The organism is Candidatus Similichlamydia laticola (assembly GCF_003339615.1).
GTDB classification, from domain to species: Bacteria; Chlamydiota; Chlamydiia; order Chlamydiales; family Parilichlamydiaceae; genus Similichlamydia; species Similichlamydia laticola.
The window spans coordinates 1-22,045 of record NZ_QQBG01000023.1; the positions used below are offsets into that span (position 1 = coordinate 1).

At 44.4% G+C, this 22,045-nt stretch carries 15 protein-coding genes and 2 tRNA genes; 13 read left to right on the forward strand and 4 right to left on the reverse strand.

Features of this window, described 5'->3' with window-relative positions:
- The 6 genes from HAT2_RS03885 to HAT2_RS03035 form a co-directional block, all read left to right on the forward strand.
- Nucleotides 1-567, forward strand: a 567-nt coding sequence (locus tag HAT2_RS03885) for a hypothetical protein (protein ID WP_220253882.1), incomplete at its 5' end; no start/stop codon positions are given.
- Nucleotides 568-709: 142 nt separating this feature from the next.
- The gene (locus HAT2_RS03015) at nucleotides 710-3,553 is read left to right on the forward strand and encodes an insulinase family protein (RefSeq protein WP_114544539.1); all 2,844 of its coding nucleotides are present in this window, start codon (nucleotides 710-712) and stop codon (nucleotides 3,551-3,553) included.
- A 3-nt stretch (nucleotides 3,554-3,556) separates the two neighbouring features.
- The gene (locus HAT2_RS03020) at nucleotides 3,557-5,551 is read left to right on the forward strand and encodes a hypothetical protein (protein ID WP_114544540.1); all 1,995 of its coding nucleotides are present in this window, start codon (nucleotides 3,557-3,559) and stop codon (nucleotides 5,549-5,551) included.
- A 44-nt stretch (nucleotides 5,552-5,595) separates the two neighbouring features.
- Nucleotides 5,596-8,358 (forward strand): insulinase family protein, encoded by a 2,763-nt coding sequence (locus HAT2_RS03025; protein ID WP_114544541.1) that lies wholly within the window; start codon nucleotides 5,596-5,598, stop codon nucleotides 8,356-8,358.
- Between the two features lie 24 nt (nucleotides 8,359-8,382).
- On the forward strand, nucleotides 8,383-11,145 hold the full coding sequence (locus tag HAT2_RS03030; RefSeq protein ID WP_114544542.1) for an insulinase family protein: 2,763 nt from the start codon (nucleotides 8,383-8,385) through the stop codon (nucleotides 11,143-11,145).
- An 11-nt stretch (nucleotides 11,146-11,156) separates the two neighbouring features.
- Nucleotides 11,157-13,925, forward strand: a complete 2,769-nt coding sequence (locus tag HAT2_RS03035; RefSeq protein ID WP_114544543.1) for a hypothetical protein — start codon at nucleotides 11,157-11,159, stop codon at nucleotides 13,923-13,925.
- A 119-nt stretch (nucleotides 13,926-14,044) separates the two neighbouring features.
- On the opposite strand, the gene HAT2_RS03040 is transcribed toward HAT2_RS03035, so the two are convergent.
- From HAT2_RS03040 to HAT2_RS03050, 3 genes are all read right to left on the reverse strand, one after another.
- Complete coding sequence (locus HAT2_RS03040) at nucleotides 14,045-14,788, reverse strand: YebC/PmpR family DNA-binding transcriptional regulator (RefSeq protein ID WP_114544544.1); 744 nt, start codon at nucleotides 14,786-14,788, stop codon at nucleotides 14,045-14,047.
- A 3-nt stretch (nucleotides 14,789-14,791) separates the two neighbouring features.
- Entirely contained in the window at nucleotides 14,792-15,853 is a 1,062-nt protein-coding gene (gene prfB / locus HAT2_RS03045) for a peptide chain release factor 2 (protein WP_114544545.1), read from the reverse strand.
- 72 nt (nucleotides 15,854-15,925) lie between these two features.
- Nucleotides 15,926-16,432 carry a GNAT family N-acetyltransferase gene (locus tag HAT2_RS03050; RefSeq protein ID WP_181860346.1) on the reverse strand — a complete coding sequence of 169 codons (507 nt, stop codon included), beginning with the start codon at nucleotides 16,430-16,432 and terminating at the stop codon, nucleotides 15,926-15,928.
- A 202-nt stretch (nucleotides 16,433-16,634) separates the two neighbouring features.
- Between HAT2_RS03050 and HAT2_RS03055 the strand changes: the two genes are divergently transcribed.
- The 3 genes from HAT2_RS03055 (at nucleotide 16,635) to HAT2_RS03065 (ending at nucleotide 17,927) form a co-directional block, all read left to right on the forward strand.
- Nucleotides 16,635-16,904, forward strand: a complete 270-nt coding sequence (locus HAT2_RS03055; RefSeq protein ID WP_114544547.1) for an SWIB/MDM2 domain-containing protein — start codon at nucleotides 16,635-16,637, stop codon at nucleotides 16,902-16,904.
- A gap of 95 nt (nucleotides 16,905-16,999) precedes the next feature.
- Nucleotides 17,000-17,800 (forward strand): tRNA pseudouridine(38-40) synthase TruA, encoded by an 801-nt coding sequence (gene truA, locus HAT2_RS03060; protein ID WP_114544548.1) that lies wholly within the window; start codon nucleotides 17,000-17,002, stop codon nucleotides 17,798-17,800.
- A 44-nt stretch (nucleotides 17,801-17,844) separates the two neighbouring features.
- A tRNA-Leu gene (locus HAT2_RS03065) sits at nucleotides 17,845-17,927 on the forward strand.
- Here HAT2_RS03065 and trhO read toward each other — a convergent pair.
- A complete protein-coding gene (trhO, locus tag HAT2_RS03070; RefSeq protein WP_114544549.1) occupies nucleotides 17,909-18,886 on the reverse strand; it encodes an oxygen-dependent tRNA uridine(34) hydroxylase TrhO in 978 nt (325 codons plus the stop codon). The two genes, HAT2_RS03065 and trhO, sit on opposite strands and share 19 nt — an antisense overlap.
- Nucleotides 18,887-19,003: 117 nt before the next feature.
- Here trhO and rpsD point away from each other — a divergent pair, with 117 nt between their 5' ends.
- The 4 genes from rpsD to HAT2_RS03090 all read left to right on the forward strand — a co-directional run bounded on the left by rpsD (nucleotide 19,004) and on the right by HAT2_RS03090 (nucleotide 21,947).
- Entirely contained in the window at nucleotides 19,004-19,633 is a 630-nt protein-coding gene (rpsD, locus tag HAT2_RS03075) for a 30S ribosomal protein S4 (protein WP_114544550.1), read from the forward strand.
- Between the two features lie 5 nt (nucleotides 19,634-19,638).
- The gene (locus tag HAT2_RS03080) at nucleotides 19,639-20,508 is read left to right on the forward strand and encodes a deoxyribonuclease IV (protein ID WP_181860347.1); all 870 of its coding nucleotides are present in this window, start codon (nucleotides 19,639-19,641) and stop codon (nucleotides 20,506-20,508) included.
- Entirely contained in the window at nucleotides 20,477-21,829 is a 1,353-nt protein-coding gene (gene asnS / locus HAT2_RS03085; RefSeq protein ID WP_114544552.1) for an asparagine--tRNA ligase, read from the forward strand. Before HAT2_RS03080 ends, asnS begins: the two co-directional genes overlap by 32 nt.
- Before the next feature lie 47 nt (nucleotides 21,830-21,876).
- Nucleotides 21,877-21,947: transfer RNA gene (locus tag HAT2_RS03090), tRNA-Gly, on the forward strand.
- The last annotated feature ends 98 nt before the right edge of the window (nucleotides 21,948-22,045 follow it).

The window sequence follows — 22,045 nt, forward strand, 5'->3', positions numbered from 1 at the left end:
TTCTTCTCTGCCTCCCCAGGACATGCTGCTCGCCTTTCTGTTGATTGTGGCTCGATGCTTTCTCCTTCAGATTTCGTCTGTAGCTGGATTTTGTCGACCGGCATGGACCCTATTGCTATGGATCAATTGAGAGAACAGGAAGAACTAGGATACATTGTTCGCTGTGGTCTCCAAGAGGCTCACGGACGGCTTTTCTTCACGACTCTCACTCAATCGACAAAAGTGGGTTCTGCTTTTCTAATGGAAAGATATCGCCGTTTGTTCCGTGACACATTAAAAGGCTTAGGAGCAGAACCCTTCTTCCATCAAGAAAAGTTTGAGGCTCTACGATCCGCTTGCATCGATCTTCTCAAAGCACCTGAAGGCTCACCTGCTGCTCTGTTAACAAAAATCAGTTCTCTTGCTTTCAATCGATCCAAAAAGTGGGACTTTGAGAAGGAAGCTATTGCAGTTGCTGAAACATTAACCTTTGACAGGTTCAAGGAATTTTGCCAGAAAGTCCTCGGGGAAGACTTTTCTGCTCAACTGTTGGTTGCTGTTGAAGGCCTTCTTCAGCCCGAACCATAGTGATCTTTCCACTCGATCCTAACGACATCTCCTCCGAGGAAATTTGCCTCGGAGGTTTTTTTGTTTTAACCAAAAGTTTCTCCAAAGTATATCCGGGCTAAAACTGACTCGCTCAAGAGTTTGAAAACCGGAGCAATGGATTATGGGGAGATCAACTCAGTACAAGTTTCTCTTGCAGTTTTGCCTCCTGTCGTTCTGCTGTTCTGTTCACTCCTCCGAATCTCAGGAGGCTGTTTCCATTCCTCTACCTCCAAATCCATCTATTCTCTCCTTTCGAGAAAAGAGGCTTCCAAGTGAAAAGTGGTGTATTCAGAATCAACTCAACCTCTTTCTTGTAGAAGACAAGTGGGCATCGGAAACCAGTCTTGGACTTTTGGTAGAAACAGGATCGGCTTACGAAAACAAGCAAACACCTGGGATAGCTCACCTAGTTCAACACATTATTGCTTCCAGAAGTAACGCTACTTTTCCTGAAGAAACGAGCTTAAGAGATTTCACATTGCAGTTTGGCGGCTCTTTTTTTTCTTGGACAGGCAACGGTGCAACGGGGTTCTCTTTATCAATTCCAAATTATAGACTGAGGGGGGCCTTACAAAGATTAAAAGCGATGCTTCAAGGCCCTTACTTCTTGACATCTGACTTGATAGAAGAGTCAGAACACGTTCGAGAAGAGTTTGAACTAAGTTTGGAAGAAGACCCAAGCTTTCGTTTTTGGATTGCTTTAACTGAAATTTGCAATCCTAAACATCCATTCTTTCGATCAACATGGGAAAAGACAGACATTCTCAAAACCATCTCCCCAGAAACAATCAAGAGTTGGTTTAAGCAGAACTATCCCACTGCTCCTATGCATCTTGTGATCATCAGCCCAGAACCTCTTGCCTCCTCACGCGAAACTGTACTGTCTCTTCTTAAAAATATGCCTTTACAGGGCATAGCACAACGACCATTCCCTCCTGCTTTCCTTCTCAAAGATACCTTTGCTTGGATCCCCTCCGCACATGAGGAACGTTTTCTTTATTTTGCTTTCCCCTTGGAAGATCGTGCTCCTCTTTCGCAAAGAAAAGAACTTTTTTTAGCCAACTTCCTGACAGATCAACGTAAAAGTTCAACACAAGATCTCCTGAAGGAGGCGGGGCTCATTAAGAGGATTTCCGCTCGTTTTGAAACAGAAAACAGTTCCCTCCAAAGCTTTTTACTTATAGACATAGAGCTAACGCCTTTGGGAACGCACCACTGGTCTCAAGTAGCGAGTGAAATACTTCTTTCTATTGCTGAGCTAGGTAGAAGAAACGATACCAAGGCCTTCATCACCCACGAAAAGATTGCTCAAGAACTTTTCTATGCCTATCCGCAATATATGCCCCCTCAAGACAGGGTCTTCTCCTTACTTAATCAAATGCTTTCTGAGCCTTTCGAAACATTTCCACAAAAGTCGCATCAAGCCCAATCTTTCGAATTTCAACCGGAGCTTGTGACCTCTGACCTTCTTAAAAAACCTAAAGCCATTGTTTTAAGTTGCCCCTCTCAAGAGTGGTTCGCTATTTCAGGAGATGTTCCCAATAAACCTGCTTCCGAACAGGAATTCCTTAAACAAACCTTCCGTACGCTACCTCTTTTCAGTTGTGACTTCCCACATTTTCCTGTTCCTCAGATAGGCAATTTCCTAGACATACCCGATACGAATCGCTTTCTGCCTAGAGAGGTGATGCAACCGACTTTAGCAAGATGTTCTGATAACTTATCTTTTTATCCTGAAATTTTCCAAAACGAGCATGGGCAACAAGCAGCCTTCATCCAAGAAAGGTGCTTCGGAGAACCAAGAGAGATTTGGCAAATTCGCCTCTCCCATCCGAGTATGATCAGTGCCCTACCGAAAGACAGAGCCCTCTTTCTTCTAGCAACGGAAATTTTACAACAGCGTATCAAGGATCTCGCTTTAGAAGCGAAAGCAGCACAAGCAGAAATAAAACTCTATCCCAATCGCTACAGTCTCGATTTCTTTATCTGTGGGTGGATTGATCACATCGATCTCATGATGCAAAGAATCTTAAAAGCAATCCAAGAGCCTCTCATGATCAGTGAGGAGGCCCTTGAAAAAACTAAAAAGGTGCTTCTAGAAAGAAGCAACTGTGGAGAAAAAAATCTCTTGGCCAATGCTCTGGATGCCTTGAGAGATCAAATCTGTGAACCTTCCATTGCAAAGGAAGAACAGCTGACAGCTTTGTCTCAACTCACTCTCGAAGAGAGCATAGCTTTTTACGAAGATTTAAAAGAAAACGGTTACCCTCAGGGTATTTTTATTGGGAAAAACAAAAAAGCGCCCTTGGCGACTTGGGAAAACGTTTCCCTCTGCTTCAAAGGACACCTGCCCTCTAAACCTCAGACTACTTCTCGTCTACAAACAGGTCTCAGCAAAGTAGAAATAACGGGAGCACCTGAGTCAGGAGTCTTGGTAGCCATTGATTTTGGAAGTTTAGAATCGGTACACGGCTACACACTCGCCTCGCTTTTGGCTGATGGCTTGCAACAGCCTTTCCAGGCTTATCAGCAATTGAACCGGGACGTTGAAGTCGCTCAAGTAGCTATACAGGAAGTAGCCGATCATATCTTTTTGACTTTTTATCTTCAGTCCTCAAGTAATACGTGCGAATTCCTTCAAATTCAAATCGAAGAATTTATACAAGAACTAAACAAGAACTTCGAAATGCCGCCCTTCTTCCACTATGAGAAGTTTCAAAATTTGAAATCACAGCTTGTGACACGTGCCTCTAGGCCTCCGGTCAATTTACAGCATTGGGCCTACCAGCTCTATGATTTGGCTATGGACCGACTTTCTTGGAAATTTTGGCACAACGTGTCTCAACATGCTCGAGAAATAGAGTACCGACCCTTCAAGTCTTATGGATCGGCTATTCTCAATTTACAAACAACACGAGCCTTTTGCATTACCATGCAAGGCGTTCACGAGTCTCAAAAAGGATAAGACATGTTTAAACGACTTGGGATAGGAGTGATGGCATGCCTTGTAAGTTGCCTTCACGCTGAAGAAAACAACCTGCTTACACAGCCTGAAAGAGGGGTGGATTTTGTCTACTCTCCTAAGGATGATTTCCCTACAATAACCCTATCTTGGAGTGAAAGAGCTGATCTCATCGAGCAAATCGTGACATATCCAGGATTTGCTCTTAATCGTTTCTTTTGTGATCCAAGAGAGGGAACTCTACTTGATTACCTGATCCAAAATCAGCTCGCAGAAGACATAAGAACATTTTCTCAAGAAAACAGACAAGAAGTAACAATGAGTATCCAATGTGACTTAACCCCTAAAGGGGTGGCGTGTTGGCCTCAGGTCTTATCAGAGATATTGTATCAGCTTAATTCCATTAAAGAACGTGACCTAACGATTTGGACAGAAGACGAGGCTCTTGTTGAGTCTCTGATCAAGCAACTTTCGAATCGAGGTAAATCGACAGAAATTCTCTTTGCTACAAAAGATAAGTTTCAATTTAGTCCAAGCTCTCTTCAAGACGTCATAAAAGCCCTCTTTTCTCTTCCTCTAAAAATCAAACTGGAATGCCCTCAAACAGCCACGATAGATACGCAAGATGTTTTAGTCGGGGAAGAAGGAGACATGAAGTTGGTTCTTTCCAGACTGCCTAAAAACCAATCGACCCTTGCAAAACTAGACGAGGCCAATAGATTTCTACCACGTGACACGCTCCGTTTCCGCGCAACTGTTTCTCAAATGAGTCTGAAGAAAACACCCAAGAAAGTGACCAATTCAAGAGGCCAAAATCTCTTTTATTTAGACGAAAAATGTTTTGGCACACCTAAAACTGTTTGGAGAATACACTTTTCTCATCCTTATTTCGTTTCTAATCAGCCAAAAGAAATGGCTCTTGCTCAATTGTGGAAGCATCTTCTCATCCAAAACTTAAAGCCTATTTCAAGAGAAGCTCTTCTTGCTCTTTCTCGTGTTGAAGTACAAGAAACGCCTACTGGATTTTCTCTTTCTCTTTCGCTTTGGAACGAAGTCACTCAGCTCAACTTTAAGACCATTTTAGAATGTATCCGAGCGCCAAAAACCAATGCGAAAATTTGGGGACAAACAAAAACAGCTTGCCTAAGAGAAATAGACAAAAAATCAAACAAGCCTCCCATGGAGTATGCGAAGCACGCCATACAAGAGACTATCGGACTAGTTAAGAGATTAACGGAAGAAGAAGTCCGACAGGCTGTTTCTTCAGTAACACTAAAACAATTTCAGGCTTTTCTCCAGCAAGAACCTCGAGAAGCCAGTTTAGAAGGTGTTTATATTGGAAATCAGTCCATGAAGGCAATCTCTTCTGCCTGGGAGGACTTAGGAGACACTTTTAATAAATGCTCTCCAACTAAAAGCTTTGTCACGATCCCTCAGTCCGGGGTCACAAGAGTCCTTCTCAAACTAGAAAAACAGGAAAAAATTGTTTCCTCCGCTATTTACATAGGGGAGAGCTTTTCCTTCTTTTCCCATATTATTGCAGCTTTTCTAAGAAAAGAAATAGCCTCCTGGGTTGATCAAGAACTAGTTCTTGATCGGACTCTGAGCCGAGGAGAGGTTGAACTTCTAGAAAAGAATGGTATGCTGTTCTTAACTATCACGCTTCAGTCTTCTGTACTTCTTCCTTCAGGATTAGAGTGGAAACTCGATGATATTCTCATATCTGGACTAAAGAAATTTGAAGACAAGAAATACTTTGATCCGAGCAGTTTTGACGCCTTCAAGCAAAGCTTCATCCGGAAAAAGAATGAACTACCAGATTGCATTGAGTCTTGGGCGACACAGACAGAAGATCTTGCCTTTTTGAAACAGGAAAATTGGCGATTTTGGCAAAACATCTCCACTAGTGCACGCTCTTTAAATTGGAGTATTGCAAAAGGATATGTTCAAGCAGTCCTCTCCCCCCAAATGGCACGTCGTTACATTATTTCTATTGAATAAAAGACGTGTCTTGACACATTCGGTAACATCACAGTGATGGAGATATGTCCAAGATTTTAAAATGTGCTTTTATCTCGTTTTGCTCATATGGATTGCTGGGAGTTTGTTCTCCTTCACCTATGGTAGAGCTCCCTGATCTAAACCCTATGAAAGGATTAGCATCTGCTTATCGTAATGATATTGAGGTGCATAAATACAAAATAGAAAACGGAATACAAGTATGGATTATTCATGATCCGAAAGTGACGGAAACAGGAATAGGTATTTTTTGGGGACATGATCCTATTCAGGACAAGATCGCCTCTGCCTGCTCCAGGGCAATCTCCGTTTTAACTTTGAGAAGAGAATTGCCCATACTAGAGGGAGAATCTCTTGAGTCTTACCTCTTGTCTAGGCAAGGCTCTATTGAGTCCGAAATCTTTCCTGATGGTACCTGCTATTACTTGACTTGCCCTCATCAAGAGACTCCTCTTATCCTCTCTGCCCTCAGTAACCAAATCATCTATCTTTTCCAACAAGTGAAGATGGGAATAGATGAATTAAAAATTCTTCACCAATCGCCCTACTCCCATCATGAGGAATATCCCGAAAACTTGGCTGGAACAGACGCAAGTAGAAGGAAAAAGGGGCTGCTTCACTTGTTAGGACAAAATCATCCTCTTGGATTCATCTCAAGTGACCCTTTAAGCACACAAGATGCCATTCCTGTCAAAAAGTGGGCCCAAAGCCAATATTCACCCCAAGATTGTGTTTTAGTCCTCATCTCCTCAAGAGACATCGACTCCCTAAAAGGAGAAATTGCGATGTCCTTCGCTCCTCTACCTCCTACGGAAGACTTTAAAAGAGAAGAGACAGCTAGTCGAGGCCTTCTCGATACACAAGGATTCTTTTCTCCTAGTGTCGAAGGTTCTAAGACCTTAACCCTTGCTTGGGAACTGAATGAAAAGGATTGTCCTTTCGCTATGCAGGAAGCGTATGAAACCGTCCTCTATCTTCAGAGAAAATCACATGGTTCTCTGTATGAGGCTTTACGAAAAAGCGGACTAGCTTACGACCTCGATGTGGATTGGATCTCCATGCGAAAAGTTCCAGATCTCTTGGTTCTCACCTTTCATCTTTCTCAAGAGGGCGTTCTTAATTGGAGACGTATCATCTCGACAACGCTAAATATTATCGAAAGCCACCTTCAAGAAGAGACACAGGAAACCCTATTTCTCCTAAAGGAGAGTCGTCTTGTCGAAACCATTCATCAGACTTATCCCGAACATAACGATGTTCATTTTTGGATTCGTCGTTACACACGCTACTGTCGGTTCGAGCCTGTTGATACCATTCCCAACCAAAGTACAATTTGTCGTAATGGGTTGGCACAGTCACGACGCACTTACATCGACCTTAAAAAGGCTCCTCTAAGTGTGTTGTTGTGTGCCCCCAAGAGCCTCTGGAAAGAAGGCATCCCTCCTGACGTTGCTCCGCGTATTTTGGAAGCACCTATTCCCATATATCCAATGAAGGTCTATTTGCCAGAAGGTAAGGAAGAGTCTTCACCAAATTACACTTTTGAAAAAAATCCTTTTATTCCAGACGAAGCTCACTTCGAAAAGGAAGAGCACATAATTGTCCCTGCAGACTTAATTTGGACAGACTCCCCTGAAATTCTGCGTTATTCCTTTCCAGCTGCTTCTCATAAGGAGCACCTCTGTTCTGTCATTCAAACTCCCTATCACAATATCGAATTTTCTAATGTTCAAAATAGAGCCCTTCTTGGACTGTATGAAGTCCTTTTACATAGACAACTTGTTAACATGCAGCAACAGGCACAATTTGCTTTGTGTGACTTCAAATTAGAGTTTCTACCCAGACATATTCTTGTTTCCTGCTCCTATTGGAAACAGCAAGGATTTGCCATTTTTTCCAAATTAATGAATGCATTGGCCAACCCACAGATCACACCAAGAGAATTTCAACTTATCTTTGAAGAACGCCTGAATGATTTAAACGTTTCCTTGGCCCAAGTTCGTCTCCGTGCGCCAACATTAGACCAAATTATTGGAGATATGTTGGGAGAATGGACCCTTGCTGACCTTGTCACAGAGACGCAATCGATCACTTATGAAAAAATGGTAGAGTTTCTCAAGGAGGTTAGAATTTACCTTTCCGTGAAAAATGCATTTCTTACTGACAGGTCTGGAGAAGAGATGAAGCTTTATCTCGACCTAGAAAGGTACCTCTTTCGACCTGGTATTCTTCCCGAAAGGAAGTTCTCCGTTTATTCAGAACGGTTTCCTATAACGAATTTCCAACACAAGGGCCCTATAGCCTCCCTAGGGGTTTGGATTCCTTTTGGTCGAGAGGGCTTCTCTGGAGATTACATCTCTGCTTGGATTTATCATGCCCTTCTGAAAGGGAAAGTAACATCATGGCGAACACCGACTGTTTGGATGTCAACTCCTCAATTATTGCACCTCTGGGGCCGCAACTTTATCTTCTTCTCTTTAGAAAGCATTACTCTTTCTAAAACTCCTCTGGAACATGAGACGAGGCGTATTTTGTCTTCTTTGCGAGAACATTTGTTATCAGCTGACTTTAACGAAGAAATTTTCAAGAAATGGAAAAAAGCCTTTTCTACAGAGTTCTTCTCCCTGCCTATGTCTCATCCAGAAAGTTGGCTTCGTCAAGCAACCTGTATGGCCTTGATCAAAGACCGTCCTGACTTGGAAGAAAGAGTGAGAAAGGGGGTACAAAGCCTTTCCAAAGAAGATTTTCTGGATAAAGTCCTTCACTTCACGAAAAAAGTTATCCCCTAGCACCTTTTGAATGAGAAAAGACTGATGAAGAATCAACGTCATATCATGAAATGGATAGGGTGGTGGCTACTCATGGCAAACCGAATTTTCCCTTCTGAGGGACAATGGAATTGCATCGAGACAAAATCCCACGCTTACGGACCAAAGCATAACCAAATTTCAGAAAAATGGAGCTTAAATTCAGAGGCATCCGTCCTTCTTCTACAGGACAACCGTATTGATGAGACCTCCTTCTGCCTGTCCATTCGTACCGGCCTTGCCCACGAAACCTTTCCTGGGATCTCTGTTTTGACTCAAAACTTGATCTTGAAAAAGAGTAGTTTACCGATCACTTCAGGCCAGCAAAGCCTTGAAAATTTAATTCAGAAAGCACAGGGGATGATTCTTTCACGCGTGTTACTTGATCAAACTCTCTTTGCTTTTTCTTGGAAAGAATCAGAACATAATCCTCTGAATTTCATCTCAAAACTGTTTCAAGAAGCAGAGCCTGCTACAGAAATGATTATTCCACGACACGACTTTTTAAGAGATAGAGTGCATCAACAAGGCAATACTTTTGCTCAAGAGCTCTTCAAAGTTACTCTCGAAGCCGCATTACCTGTCCTATCCCCTTATCTCCTAGCAGAGAACCTTCCCTATCCTCAACTACCTGCTTCACAAGTGGAAGAATGGATCGAAGCATTCTACTACACCTCTCCTGTGACTGCCTGTTTCATCACAAACCAACCACTTGATCAAGTCCGTGACACCATCCTCAAGACGGTCGGTCTCCTAAAAAGAAAACCTGTTGAAGTACGAGAACCCCTTCAGATAAAGGAAAACTTAGAAGCATCCCAAATCGTTTATGTGCAAGATGCGGCTCCCTTTATTCGAATCACTTGGCCCCTTCCAGGAACACACAAGCCTTTTCAACAAAATCCAGAATTAATCTCCATCCATCTCCTTCTTCGCAAGCACGCTCATTCTTTACAATCTGTTCTCTCGGAACATGGACTTGTGAAGACTATTCAGATCGAAGAACAAAACTTTTCTCCTCATGCAACTCGTTTTTTCCATCTCGACCTTGTTCCGACACAGAAAGGAATACTACGTTGGCAAGAAGTCGTTCAAACTTGTGTAGAAACTGTACAAGCTCTCCACAAGGCCCCTGAATTTCCTAAACTATACGAACAGTGGATCAACAGCTACAATGTCAAAAAGGACAAAAGCTTTTATATTGCAGATCCTTTAGAACAGTCCATGGAATGGGCCGCAGCACTTCAAACTGAATCCTTAGAAACCTTTCCTCAAATTTGTACAATTCCCCTCTTCACTTGCAAAGAGTTAAGCGAGAGTTTATCCGACCTTTTCTCTTCTCCCTACATCGTCACTCTTGCTTGTCCTCTTGAAACATGGAACGTTTTCCGCGTTCAAAACAATCTTCAACCTATGGAAGAGGCTGAACTGTGTTACTCTTCCCTTCAAGTTCCCTACAAGAAAGAGAGCCTTCCCAGTTTTTCTACGTCCTCTCTCCCTAAAGTCACTCATCCTCTCCCTACTTTTTTACCATCTCTAGAAGATCAACAAACCAGAGGTCCTTTCACTCTTGAGTCTTTTGTCCCTCCTATAAAAAAAGGAAACGAAGCTATTTGGTATGCAGACGAACTCTTTCCTCATCCAAAGGGCAAAGCTGTTCTTATGTTCAGACTCCGACCTATTTTCCCTTCACAAGATCTAAGTGATTACGCCTGCTCCATCTTAGCCAATGCCGTCTTGGACGGACGATTAGAAACTCTTGCCCAAGAAATAGAGTCGTCTGGGGGAGAAGTGCAGTATGCCCAGAAAGGACTAGCTGACAGGACCTTTACTTTTTCGTATTGGAAAAGTGATTGGCCTAAACTTCTTGATCTTTTGAAAAGCCAATTCACAGGCTCCCTCTCCGAAAAGGACAAATGGCTTTTCCAAGAGAAAAAAAATAATTTGGTGGAGGGTATTCGTCGATCTCTTTATCTGAACCCCCTTTGCCTTATTCTCGAAAAATTACATCAAGTCACTGCCTGCTTTTATCATGACAAAAAAAGTTTTGTCGAAGCGTGCCAATTGTGTGATTGGGACAAGCTCCTGCATAAGGAGCCTGGTTCTTTTTGTGGATTGGGAGAAGTCACTCTATTGGGGTTTACAGAAGAGACACGTCATCTCTTTGAATCCCAGATCTTTTCTCTACTCCCCTATAAAAGTCCTACTGTTTCTGACCCATACCGACAAACCTACACCTGCATCACAGAACACCCACTTGAAGCTGCTGCTTTAGCAATAGACTGTGGGGCTTCCTATGACCCCTTTGCGAAAGGACACGCCGCCCTTGTACTTAGGCTGCTCGAGATGTTCATTCAAGAAGGACTGAATGAAGGAATCCATCAAACTTACTGCCTCGAAGGCGACATTGGAGGACGTATTTTTTTAATCTTAGCACAAGAGAGCGAAGCTCTCTCTTCTGAAACCATCCTAGATCGACTACTCGTTTTTTCCCAAGAGATCGGACTACTCATGCCAGAATTTATCGGGGGAACGAATCTCTCTTATCTCAGACAACAGATTCCCTTATACAAAAGAACGGATCAAAACACGCCTCTGTCTTTATGCTTGCTCGACTTTCAAAACGAGAGAAGGCACGATTGGTCCTTTTGGGATAAAAGGCAGAAACATATCGAACAAGCTACAAATGACTCTCTTATCCACTTTTTCAGCTCTGCTTTTGACTTCGGCAAAAAACGCTTCATCACTGTTACCGTCAAGAAAAGGTCTTAAGGAGTGAGGGTATGCAAGGCTTTGTCCTTTTCGCTCTCCTAGCGACTTGTCTGGCTTCTTTCATTCCCAAGTTTTCCCAAAGGACGAAAGTGTCCTATACGGAGATTGTGGATGGAGATCCGACCTTTGTTTTAGAAAATCAAACCAAATACCTGAGAAAAAAAATTCTCCTCAAGAATGGATCTTATGCTCTCATTCTAAGGGAAAAGAATTTGCCCTATTCCGTTCTCTCTTTCTGCTTTGGATGGGGCTTCTGTCACGACCCACCCGATCAGATTGGTCTATCTGACCTCTTCATTGCCCTCCTTCAAGAAAAAGTACAACCCGACCTTGTTTATGATTGTCTCTCTTCCTTTCACGTAGAAAAGATGTCTCATCGAACTTCGGTTACTCTTTCTATATTTGAGAAAAACCTTGAAGGTCTCTGTGAGCATCTTTCCGACCTCATTCTGGGATCTAAATTTTCACTAGACGAATTTCACCGAGCAAAAGAAAGGGCCATCCTTGACTATTCAAGGTCACCAAGACATCAACAAGTTATTCCCTCAAGCGGAGCAAGCACTCGGCTCAAAGAAGTCAAGGATCATCTAGAAAGAGTAAAAATAGAAGACCTTTTGAAGTGGATTCACTTCTACTTTTCCACGAAAGAATTTCGCCTTATACTTGTCTCGAGTGCCAAGATGGAAAAAAGCTGTTTTCTTTTATCCAGGTTTTTTTCTGGACAACTCTCTGGTGACCATGAGGGCTTTTTCATCAAAAAAACGATGGTTCCTTCCTCCGGCAAGCTCTCTATTCTTCCCCAGCAACACCATCTCTCTAAGATGACTATGATTTGGAAACGACCTCAACCATATCATGTCAATCTGCCCTGTCGTCAACGTTCAGAAGACCTCGTCCGCGAGCTCTTTAGCTCTAAAAGCGAAGGCAGCCTATTCCAGCTTTTTCAGACAAGAGGCTGGATTTACCAACTCGATTCTTTGTTCACAGTTCAAGAGAATATGGGACAACTTCACGTTACTGTTGGTTTGACTGAAAAAGGCATGCCACATTGGAAAGAGATTGTAGAGGCATTCCAAGCGTTACCACGTTACTGGATCCATTCTTCCAATCTTGCAACCCATCATCAAAAACGACATGAAACACGATTCACCTTTGAGCGATTTTTTGTTCCTCACGATTGGAAGCAAATCGTCCGCAATTGGTCAAAAGAACTACTTTTTGGAGAATTTGCCCTATTTCCTTACTACAACACCGTTCCTTGCTTCTTTGATCAAAAGTCGTTTTGGAACTGTCTTTTAGAAATGTGTTCCCATCCAGCAGATGTTTTTCTTTATTTGCATGCAGATGACGTGCAGAAAATTATTCAAGCTGAAACAACTCCTTATGGATACAACACCTGGATTAAGACGCGGCTTTTGGGATCAGGTAAAACAAGAGCTCTCCCTTCCGCTCTTCATAGTTACAAGCTTCCTGACCTAAAACGGAACTTTTTCACAAAAAAGGACATGCAAACTCTCAAGCATAAGACCAAAAAAACAAAGCAACAACCTAGCTTATGGACGATTAAGCCCAACTCGGGAGCTCCTCTTCTCATTCTCCATGATTTCCTTCCCATGAAGGAGCACGCCTACTGGTCCATTCTCTTCCATCCTCCCATGCAAGCCAAACATGATCTGAGACAACGTCTTAAATGGAAACTTCTCCAGTGGATTCTGCAGCTCCATCTTGAGCCTTTTCGAGCAGAAGCAGAGACAACACAAAACAATCTCAATTTTAGAGAAGAACAGCTTGCTTGGTCTTTGGACGGCTTAGGATGGGCTGAGTGTCTTCATGAACTCTTTACCGAAGCATTGAAACAAATTTTTGCAAAAGAATTAGAGCCTACGTTTTTCGAGGAGGCGAAGAAAGTATTATCCGCTCGCTTGATTTCCTCCCCTTTTCTAAGGCTGGATATCGCCATGGGACTAGATGATTCCAACATGTATCAAATTAAGGAACAGCTTCGCGTATTAGAAAGTATCAGCTTTGGAGAATTGATCAGTCTTTTTCGATATTGGGTGCAATCGGTACCCGTAGAAGCCTTCTTTATCGGCCCCAAATCGGAAAACCTCTCCACAATTTGGGACGAATGGTCTGACCATTTCTCTTTTATACCACATCTCAAACAAGACTCTTCTACCCAACCCTATTCTTTTCGCCTGGTTACGGAACACAACAGCTACCTTGTCTCTTATGATATCGGGCCAGACGTCATCGAGTATCAACCTTATCAGGCACTCCTTTACCGTCTTTTCCTCGACACCGTTCAAGAAAATCATGTTAAAGATCTTCTTCTTGACAGTCGTTGTATGCCTTACAATGGTCGTGTCTACATCCAGCTTTCTGTAACGGATCTAGGAGAGGAGATGCCATCTGCTCTTAGTATTCTACAAGTGTTCGAACGTTGTCTCCAGAAACTGCAACGTATGGAAAGCCCCGCTGTCTTTTACGAAATTCAACCCACTTTAGTGGCCCTCTACCGAGACAGACATCGATCCATTCCAGAACTACTTCAACATGTTCTGAGGGAGAATTTGCCCATTTATTCCCAGTCGAATAAGAAAAAAGGCCTTGCTACAATCGCCGACGTCATGAGCCCACGCTCCTTTCAAGATTACTTGGAAGAGGTTGCCCCCTACTCCTGGGGAGGGGCGTTCAAAACATCTTTGGAAACCTTCGCATGCTACGACACCAAAACGAAGAACTTCAGTCACGCTGGACACAAGTTTTTATTCGGCTGATTCAAGCCCACACTTCCCTCTTGACCCAGGAAGAGCAAGAGCCTGAAGTCGATTCAAAAAAGTGGGCTGAGATAGAGAAGAGATGTGAAGAGGTGCTTCTTCGTGAGCGTTTTCGCTGTTCACAAGAGCGGAGAAGGCGGTACCGCTTCTGAGCTTTTCATGTTGTGAACGACTTGATCAAGATCGTCAATAGCGTCAAGAGCGTCTATAAGTTTGTCATTGAGAGCCTCCTGTTCCGGAGAACAGACGACCTCACAATTGGGAATCCAAGAGAGTTCAAAATGAGACAAAGTCACCTGCCGTCCCATCAACTGATCAACAAAAAAGCCCAGACGATCAGGAGTGACAAGAACGAAAATCGACTCTCCTTCCTCTATGACGTCCTCTGCTCCCCACTCAGAAACAAGAAAAAAGAGGGCATCAAAATCGACGCCTTGACTTGGCAGAGTCAAGACTCCTTTTTGAGAAAAATTAAAAAGAACGGAATTAGGACTTGCCATGGTACCACCCTTGGCTGAAACAGCTCCTCGAATGAATGAGGCCGAACGGTTCCTATTCTCAGTTGATCCAGAACAAATAATCCCTACTCCCCCAAAGCCATATACCTCGTAGCAGACCTCGTGCATCTCCTCTTGCGAGGTCTCTGCACGTTTTAAACTTCTCTGAATCGTTTCGTTTGGAATATTGGCTGCTCTTGCTCGGTGAAGGGCCAACCGTAAACGACCATTCACTTTAGGATCATTTCCTCCTTGACGAACAGAGGAATAGATCTCTTTTAAAATTTGGGAAAAGAGCTTCCCTTTTTTCGCATCTGATCTTGATTTACGATGTTTAATATTTGCCCACTTGCTATGCCCAGCCATGTTTTAAACAGCCCCACCAAATTGCTTTAAATACTCCTCGATAAAAGGGTCGAGATCTCCATCTAAAACCTCTTGCACATTCTCGACTCCCCAGACTTCGAGCTGAGTTCTCTTGTCCTTGATCGCGGAGTAAGGTTGCAAGACATAGGAACGAATCTGGCTCCCCCATCCAATGTCTTTTTTTTCTGGAGAGAGTTTTTCAAGTTCTTGTTCCCTTTCGGTCATCCTTAACTGATAAAGCTTTGAACGCAACATTTTGAAACAAGTCTCACGATTTTGCACCTGGCTCCTCTCGCTCTGACAAGAAACGACAAGACCCGTTGGAAGATGAACTATACGCACAGCAGAATCACGCCGATTCACATGCTGTCCTCCAGCACCTGAGGCGCGATACGTGTCAATCCGCAGATCTTCAGAACGCATCTCTCCTTCGATGCAGACAGTGTCTGAGACTTCGGGTGTGACATCTACCGAAGCAAAACTGGTATGTCGTCTTTGATTAGCATCAAATGGTGATAAACGAACGAGCCGATGGACCCCTCTCTCGCTCTTGGCATAACCAAAAGCATATTCTCCATGAAAACGAAAAGTCGTGCTTTTGCTACCAGCAACTTCTCCTTCCAATCGGTCTAAGACCTCAACCTGCCATCCTTTTTTTGAGGCCCAACGGGAATACATCCTTGCTAACATGTCAACCCAGTCACATGACTCGGTACCGCCCGCTCCCGCATTGATCGTCATGAAACAAGATGATTGATCCATAGCACCGGAAAGCATGTGTTGTATCTCTAACTCACGCAAGTCCGGGAGAAGCTCTCTTAACCCTTTTAAGAGCTCAACAGCAAAAGAATCCTCCCCCTCTTCCAACAAAGGGGCAAGTTCTTTCAAGTCGAGAAAGGATGACTCCACACTCCCAAACTGACGCAGCCACCATTTTAAATGAGACAATTCTTTCGTTCTGTCCTGTGCGACTTCTTGGTCTTCCCAAAAAGCTGGGTCTTCCATTTTCCGTTCAATTTCTTCTACACGCACCCGCTTATTTGGCAGGTCAAAGACACCTCCCAAGAGAAGGCACTCTCTTGGTTAGATCTTGCAGGAGGTGCGCAATCTCTTCTCTTACGCTTCTCTTGTCGTTTGTCATGTTTCTCCCAGACTCTTCTGCATGATTAACACGTCCTGATAGCCTCCATTTTTCAATCGGGCATATCTTTTTTTAACGCCAACAGGCTCAAAACCAAACCTGTCATAAAGATGTTTCGCTGGATTTCCGACGGAAACGATAATAAAAATCTCTCTTAATTTGAAGGTTTTCTCTCCCAATTCAAGAAGTGAACCAAAGAGCTTGGTGCCAATGCCTTTCCCTCGATGACTCACATCAACAGCAATGGACAATTCAGCATGGTGGGACAAACGATCTCCAATCATAAGATTGAGTGTAGCAATTCCGACAGGGACCCCCTTCACCTCTGCAGTCAAGCTACTCCCATAACGGGACTGAGAGACCCAACGGATAGCAGCTTCATTTCTTTCTACATCATCTTCAAGGGCAATGGCAGGGAAGCCCAATTCACCACCCTCCTGAGCAAGCCATTGATCTAAATAAAAAGAGTCTCCAAGCTCTGTCAGCCGGATATCGATATCCACAAGTAACTCCTTGCCTATCTCTAACAAATCAAGGGTCGTCAACGAAGCTGTTAATCTTCAAGGACAAAAGTCATAGAATCAAGCCACACTTGGAAATCACTCTGGGCAAAGTTATTTGACGACAAAGTGTATAAGCGATAAAAGACCGGCCTTAGTTTTGTCTTAGCCTTGGGCCTATCTTACTAAAAAACTGGAGAACTTCATGGAGCAGTCGAAGCGACACAAAGCCTTAATGGAACCGGTCATCATCAGTGACGAGCTAGCAGCAGTCGTGGGCTCGGGTCCTCTACCGAGGAGCGAAATAACCAAGCGCCTGTGGGCTTACATCAAAAAACATAACCTACAAGACCCTCAGAACAAGAAGAGAATTCGCCCTGATAAGCTCCTCTCCATTGTCTTTGGAACGCATGATCCTGTTGACATGTTTGAGATGACTCGTCTCGTCTCGAAACACATTAAGGGGAAAAAGTAGCGCCTCTCTTTGAACCTTAGGCTTTCTTGCTATTGAGCGAATTTCAAGTTATACTTTTTCTTTGTCTTGATCAACCTGGATGCGCTTAAGGAACTATGTCAAGGGGCAGACTGCTGATTGCTTATGATGGATCTTCGACCGGAGGTTGGCAAGCTCAGTCGCACGGTAATACGGTCCAGCAACGCCTCGAAACGGCTCTGGCGTGTCTCTTACGTGAGCCAATTCGTCTGTTCGGTGCAAGCCGAACGGATCGTGGGGTTCATGCTTTGGGACAGGTGGCGCATTTCGATCACACCTGTCCCATTGAGCCTTATCGATTTCTCTACTCACTGAATGGACTGCTTCCCTCAGCTATCCGAGTCTTGAGCTACGGCTCAGCTTCTTCAAGCTTTCACTCCCAGTACGATGCTCAGCACAAAACATACTGGTACGACTTTCATCTTGCCCCCTACCACCTCCCCTGGACCTATGCACGTCGTTTGCGTGTGCCTCCTCTAAACACAGATCTCCTGAAAGAGGCATGTGCTCTTTTCATTGGCACGCACAACTTCCGAGCCTTTCGAAACAGCAACCATCAAGGTAAACGCCGAGAACCCGAAAACACGATTCGCACTCTTTTTAAATTGGAATGGCACACTATTCCCGCAGGGATGCGTCTGATCGTTGTAGGGAATGGTTTTCTGTACAAGATGATACGAAACTTAGTCGGTGCGCTTCTCGCCCTTGACAAAGGGAAAGTCACCCTTTCCCTTCTAGAAAAAATGTTACGAACAGGAGAAAGAAGCGCCCATTTCGTGACCGCCCCTGGACGAGGTCTTTGCTTACATTCTGTCTCCTACGAGCCCCCCCTTCAATGGATCGGAGCAGAAAAATATCAGTTGGAGTCATGGATCTAGCCAGAAATAACGAGGGGGCATACACTCGAGGGCCCGTTTACTGGGCCGGTGTGGCGGAAAGGCAGACGCGGTAGACTCAAAATCTACTCCAGGCAACTGGGTGCAGGTTCAAGTCCTGCCACCGGCAATAGGTTGGGAAGACTGTTGATAGTAGCTTTTCCTGCGGAAAGGTCTATGAGCTTCTCCTGGGGTGTAATGTCTGACACGTACGCCGTTTTGGCAACCTGCTCGACAACAGCCCTTCCATTGCTGTAAGCACTCTGAACAACTTAAAAAAAGATGATTGCAGTCCATATTCGCGCAGTTGTAGTAGCAATCTGAGGGCAGACCGCATTGATGACAAATACCGATAGTTGGTGCCGGAGTTTCCCCGATATCGACACAGAGTCGGTCATCAAAGACGAACAACTTGCCCTTCCAATGCGCGTTCCCTTCCTGCCTACCATACTCTAAAATACCGCCTTCGAGTTGGTAGACTCGTTTAAAGCCATTATTCAGAAGAAAACTAGAAAAAAACTCACAGCGAATACCACCCGTACAGCACATCATGATCTCTTTTTCACTAGAAACTGTCTTCTTAAGGCCGTCCACCAAAGTTATAAATTCCCTAGAACTCGTACAATGCGGCTTAACACTGCCTTCGAAATGACCCACTTCCCACTCATAGTCGTTTCTTACGTCAATCAAATAAGGCCTTTCTTCCCTCTCTAGCCAAGCCCTCCATTCTCGAGGAGAAAGATAAGTACCCGTTTTAGATACATCGATCTCGCAGTCAAAAGCAACTAACTGTCTCTTTTCCCTTACGTTGAGTCGAGGAAAAACGTGTTGATCTGCAGGTTGCACCTTACAACGGAATCCTCTCAGAAAAGGGTGGTGGTATAGCCACTCTTCTAAAAGGGGATAATGTTCCCAAGCAATAGAGAGCTGGGCATTAATTCCTGAAAGAGCCACGTAGACTCTAGATCGAACGTCAAGAGACTGAAAAAAGAAAAAATGAGATTTTACCTCTGCTGTCACGTCTTCTATCCTTCCCAGACGGTAATAGGAGACCACAACATAAGGTGCTTTTTTCGAGGGAAGAGTCATCTTCTTTTCCTCCTGTAAGATCCCATTTCTTATTGAAGCACAATATTACGACTTTATGAATTTGTTAGATCAAGCTAGAATACCCCAACTGTTTTCTTTACATATTATGGAGCAGGGATGGCTCGTTATCGCGGATCAAAGAACAAGATCGCCAGGCGATTTGGATCGAATGTTTTCGGGAGGCAGCGAAATCCGTTGGTGCACAAGCAGAATCCTCCAGGGCAACATGGAGCTCGACGCAGAAAGAAGTCAGACTATGGGATTCAGCTGGAAGAAAAGCAGAAGCTTAAAGCCGCTTTCGGGATGGTCTCGGAAAAGCATCTCGGGCACTATTTCGACCATGCAAGGGCTCTGGCTGCTCGAAAAGGTGGATCTGTCGCGGACCACTTGCTCTGTCTGCTCGAATGTCGCTTAGACATGATTGTCTTTCGTTTAAAATTCGTTACGACGCCTTTTGCCGCACAGCAGGCCGTAGCCCACGGACATGTCTTTGTAAATGGAAGAAGAGTCGATATTCGTTCTTTTCAAGTTAGACCTGGAATGGAAATCTCCATCCGTCCTTCCCTGCAAAACGAGACCGTCAAAAATGCCATGAGTGACAAGAGAAGAGAAGTGCCTGAATATTTAGAGCTTGAGTCAGATAGTTTTCGTGGGAAGTTGCTTAGCTATCCTCTTGCAGAACAGGTCCCACTTCCTCTTGAGATCAACATCTCTACCGTGTGCGAGTTCCTGGCACACAACGGTTAGGTTACGTGTTAGGGGCTCATTGCTCGGCTTCCGGTGGTGCCCACCGAGCTTGTTGGGAAGCCCACTCTATCGGTGCGGATGCCGTTCAGTTTTTTACCTCCAATCAAAGAACCTGGAAAGCTAGGCCTCCTTTTTCGGAAGAGGAGCTGGCCTGCTGGAACGAGGCAAAAAGCTCTTGTGGGATTGGCTGTACTGTTAGCCATGCGAGTTATCTGATCAATTTAGGATCGGAACAAGATGAAGTTGTGCACAAGAGTCGTCTGGCGCTCAAGGATGAAATAGTGCGTTGTCGTGCCTTAGGCGTTGACTTCCTTGTACTGCATCCCGGTTCCAGCGGCTCGCAAGAAACCGAGTTTTGTCTCCTTAAAATTGTTGAAGGTCTTCTCGCGGTTCAAAACGAACTCCTCTCTTCTCCTAAACCTCTCCTTCTCCTGGAATCAATGGCGGGTCAGGGCAGTCAAGTAGGAAAGACGTTTCAACAGCTTGCGTTCCTGATCAGCCGTCTTTCGGCTCATCTACCCCTCTCCGTTTGCCTTGACACGTGTCATGTCTTTGCTTCCGGGCAAGACATTCGTTCCCCACTTGGGCTCAAAAACATGTTGGACGCCTTTGATCGGGAAATTGGATTGTCTCATCTTGCCCTTCTACATTTAAACGACTCCGCAAAAGGGCTAGGGTCGTGCTTAGATCGCCACGCCTCCTTGGGCAAAGGGCATATAGGGTGGAACTGTTTTGAACAACTTATGAAAGAAGAAAGAACAGCTCACTTGCCAAAGGTCCTAGAAACCCCAGAGGGGCCAGCAGTATGGAAAGAAGAAATTCGTCGTCTTAAGGAGGTCCAGCATGAATCAAAGGCCGGTCGCCTCGGTACATGATTGCCTGTTTTCTCCTGATTCTTTGAAAAGCGAACCGATTGAGCTTAAAGGTTGGATTCGCACAGTTCGAATACAAAAAAAACTCACCTTCGTTCTCTTGTACGACGGGTCGTGTTTTTCCGGCTTACAGCTGGTTATTCCTGAAGGAGTTACGGAAGAGATTCTTGAACTTGGCACAGCTCTCTCCGTCGTTGGACAACTCAAATCTAGTCCGGGAAAAGAGCAATCTGTTGAACTCCTGGTACACCATCTTGAGGTAGTAGCCCCTTGCCCCGCATCGACTTTTCCCCTTCAAAAAAAAGAACACTCGCTTGAATTTCTACGCACGATTTCCCATTTGAGAAGTCGATCCAGAAGCATAACGGCTATTATGAGGATCCGACACGCTCTCACTTTAGCGACACATACATTCTTTTCCGAACGCGGATTCTGTTCTTTACATGCCCCCATTCTCACGCCTATCGATTCTGAAGGAGCTGGTGACATATTTCACGTCAAGAGAGGTAAGGACGAAGAGGAGTTCTTCAGTAAGCAGGCTTATCTGACTGTCTCCGGACAGCTACACGCTGAAGCTTTTGCCTGCGGTATGGGCCCTGTTTATACTTTCGGCCCGACATTTCGGGCTGAAAACTCGAATACAACGCGTCATTTAGCAGAATTTTGGATGGTCGAACCAGAGATTCCTTTTGCAGAACTTCTTGACTTAATGACGTGTGCCGAAGATTACCTGCGCACCTGTATAGGGTGGTGTCTCCAAAATTGCATGGAGGAGCTCCTCTTTTGTCAGCAGCAATTTAGAGGCCATCTCCTGGAGGAACTGCGCCATTATCTGGCCAGACCCTTTTTGCGACTCTCCTACAAAGAAGCCATCCATATCCTAAAGCAGAGCCGTACCACTTTTTCCATCCCTCCTGTATGGGGTATTGACCTACAAACAGAGCACGAACGTTTCCTGACGGAACAATATGCAAAGGCTCCTCTTATCCTATTCGACTTTCCAGAAGAGCAGAAACCCTTCTACATGCGTCTCAATAGAGACGAACAAACCGTTGCCAGTATGGACGTCCTTTTTCCCTATATTGGTGAGGTTATTGGAGGTAGCCAACGAGAAGAAAGGCTTCCTGTCCTAAAACAACAAATGAAAAAAAAAGGAATCTCCATCGAACCCTACTGGTGGTATCTTGATTTGAGACGCTTTGCCTCTATCCCTCACAGTGGGTTTGGAGCAGGCTTTGAACGCCTAGTGCGCCTAGTAACAGGAGTAGACAATATCAGAGAAACAATCCCTTTCCCGAGAACTCCTGGCACATTAGAGTTCTAAAGCGGTCCAAATTAATAGGAGAAACGTGCTAAAATCACGATGCCCCTGCGCCTGTGGTTTAATGGCAGAACATCAGCCTTCCAAGCTGAAAGTGTCAGTTCGATTCTGATCGGGCGCTCAACAAATCATTATAAAACCAAGACCGAAATCTTGCCTGCGGGTCTGCAGAGCGGGATGCCGTCGTCAACGTATTAAGGGACAAGGCTTGGAACAGGA

Excerpts from the sequence above, each read along its gene's own strand:
- HAT2_RS03015 (WP_114544539.1), top strand. The coding sequence starts at position 710 with ATGGGGAGATCAACTCAGTACAAGTTTCTCTTGCAGTTTTGCCTCCTG.
- HAT2_RS03020 (WP_114544540.1), top strand. The coding sequence starts at position 3,557 with ATGTTTAAACGACTTGGGATAGGAGTGATGGCATGCCTTGTAAGTTGC.
- HAT2_RS03025 (WP_114544541.1), top strand. The coding sequence starts at position 5,596 with ATGTCCAAGATTTTAAAATGTGCTTTTATCTCGTTTTGCTCATATGGA.
- HAT2_RS03030 (WP_114544542.1), top strand. The coding sequence starts at position 8,383 with ATGAAGAATCAACGTCATATCATGAAATGGATAGGGTGGTGGCTACTC.
- HAT2_RS03035 (WP_114544543.1), top strand. The coding sequence starts at position 11,157 with ATGCAAGGCTTTGTCCTTTTCGCTCTCCTAGCGACTTGTCTGGCTTCT.
- HAT2_RS03040 (WP_114544544.1), bottom strand. The coding sequence starts at position 14,788 with ATGGCTGGGCATAGCAAGTGGGCAAATATTAAACATCGTAAATCAAGA.
- HAT2_RS03055 (WP_114544547.1), top strand. The coding sequence starts at position 16,635 with ATGGAGCAGTCGAAGCGACACAAAGCCTTAATGGAACCGGTCATCATC.
- truA (WP_114544548.1), top strand. The coding sequence starts at position 17,000 with ATGTCAAGGGGCAGACTGCTGATTGCTTATGATGGATCTTCGACCGGA.
- trhO (WP_114544549.1), bottom strand. The coding sequence starts at position 18,886 with ATGACTCTTCCCTCGAAAAAAGCACCTTATGTTGTGGTCTCCTATTAC.
- rpsD (WP_114544550.1), top strand. The coding sequence starts at position 19,004 with ATGGCTCGTTATCGCGGATCAAAGAACAAGATCGCCAGGCGATTTGGA.
- asnS (WP_114544552.1), top strand. The coding sequence starts at position 20,477 with ATGAATCAAAGGCCGGTCGCCTCGGTACATGATTGCCTGTTTTCTCCT.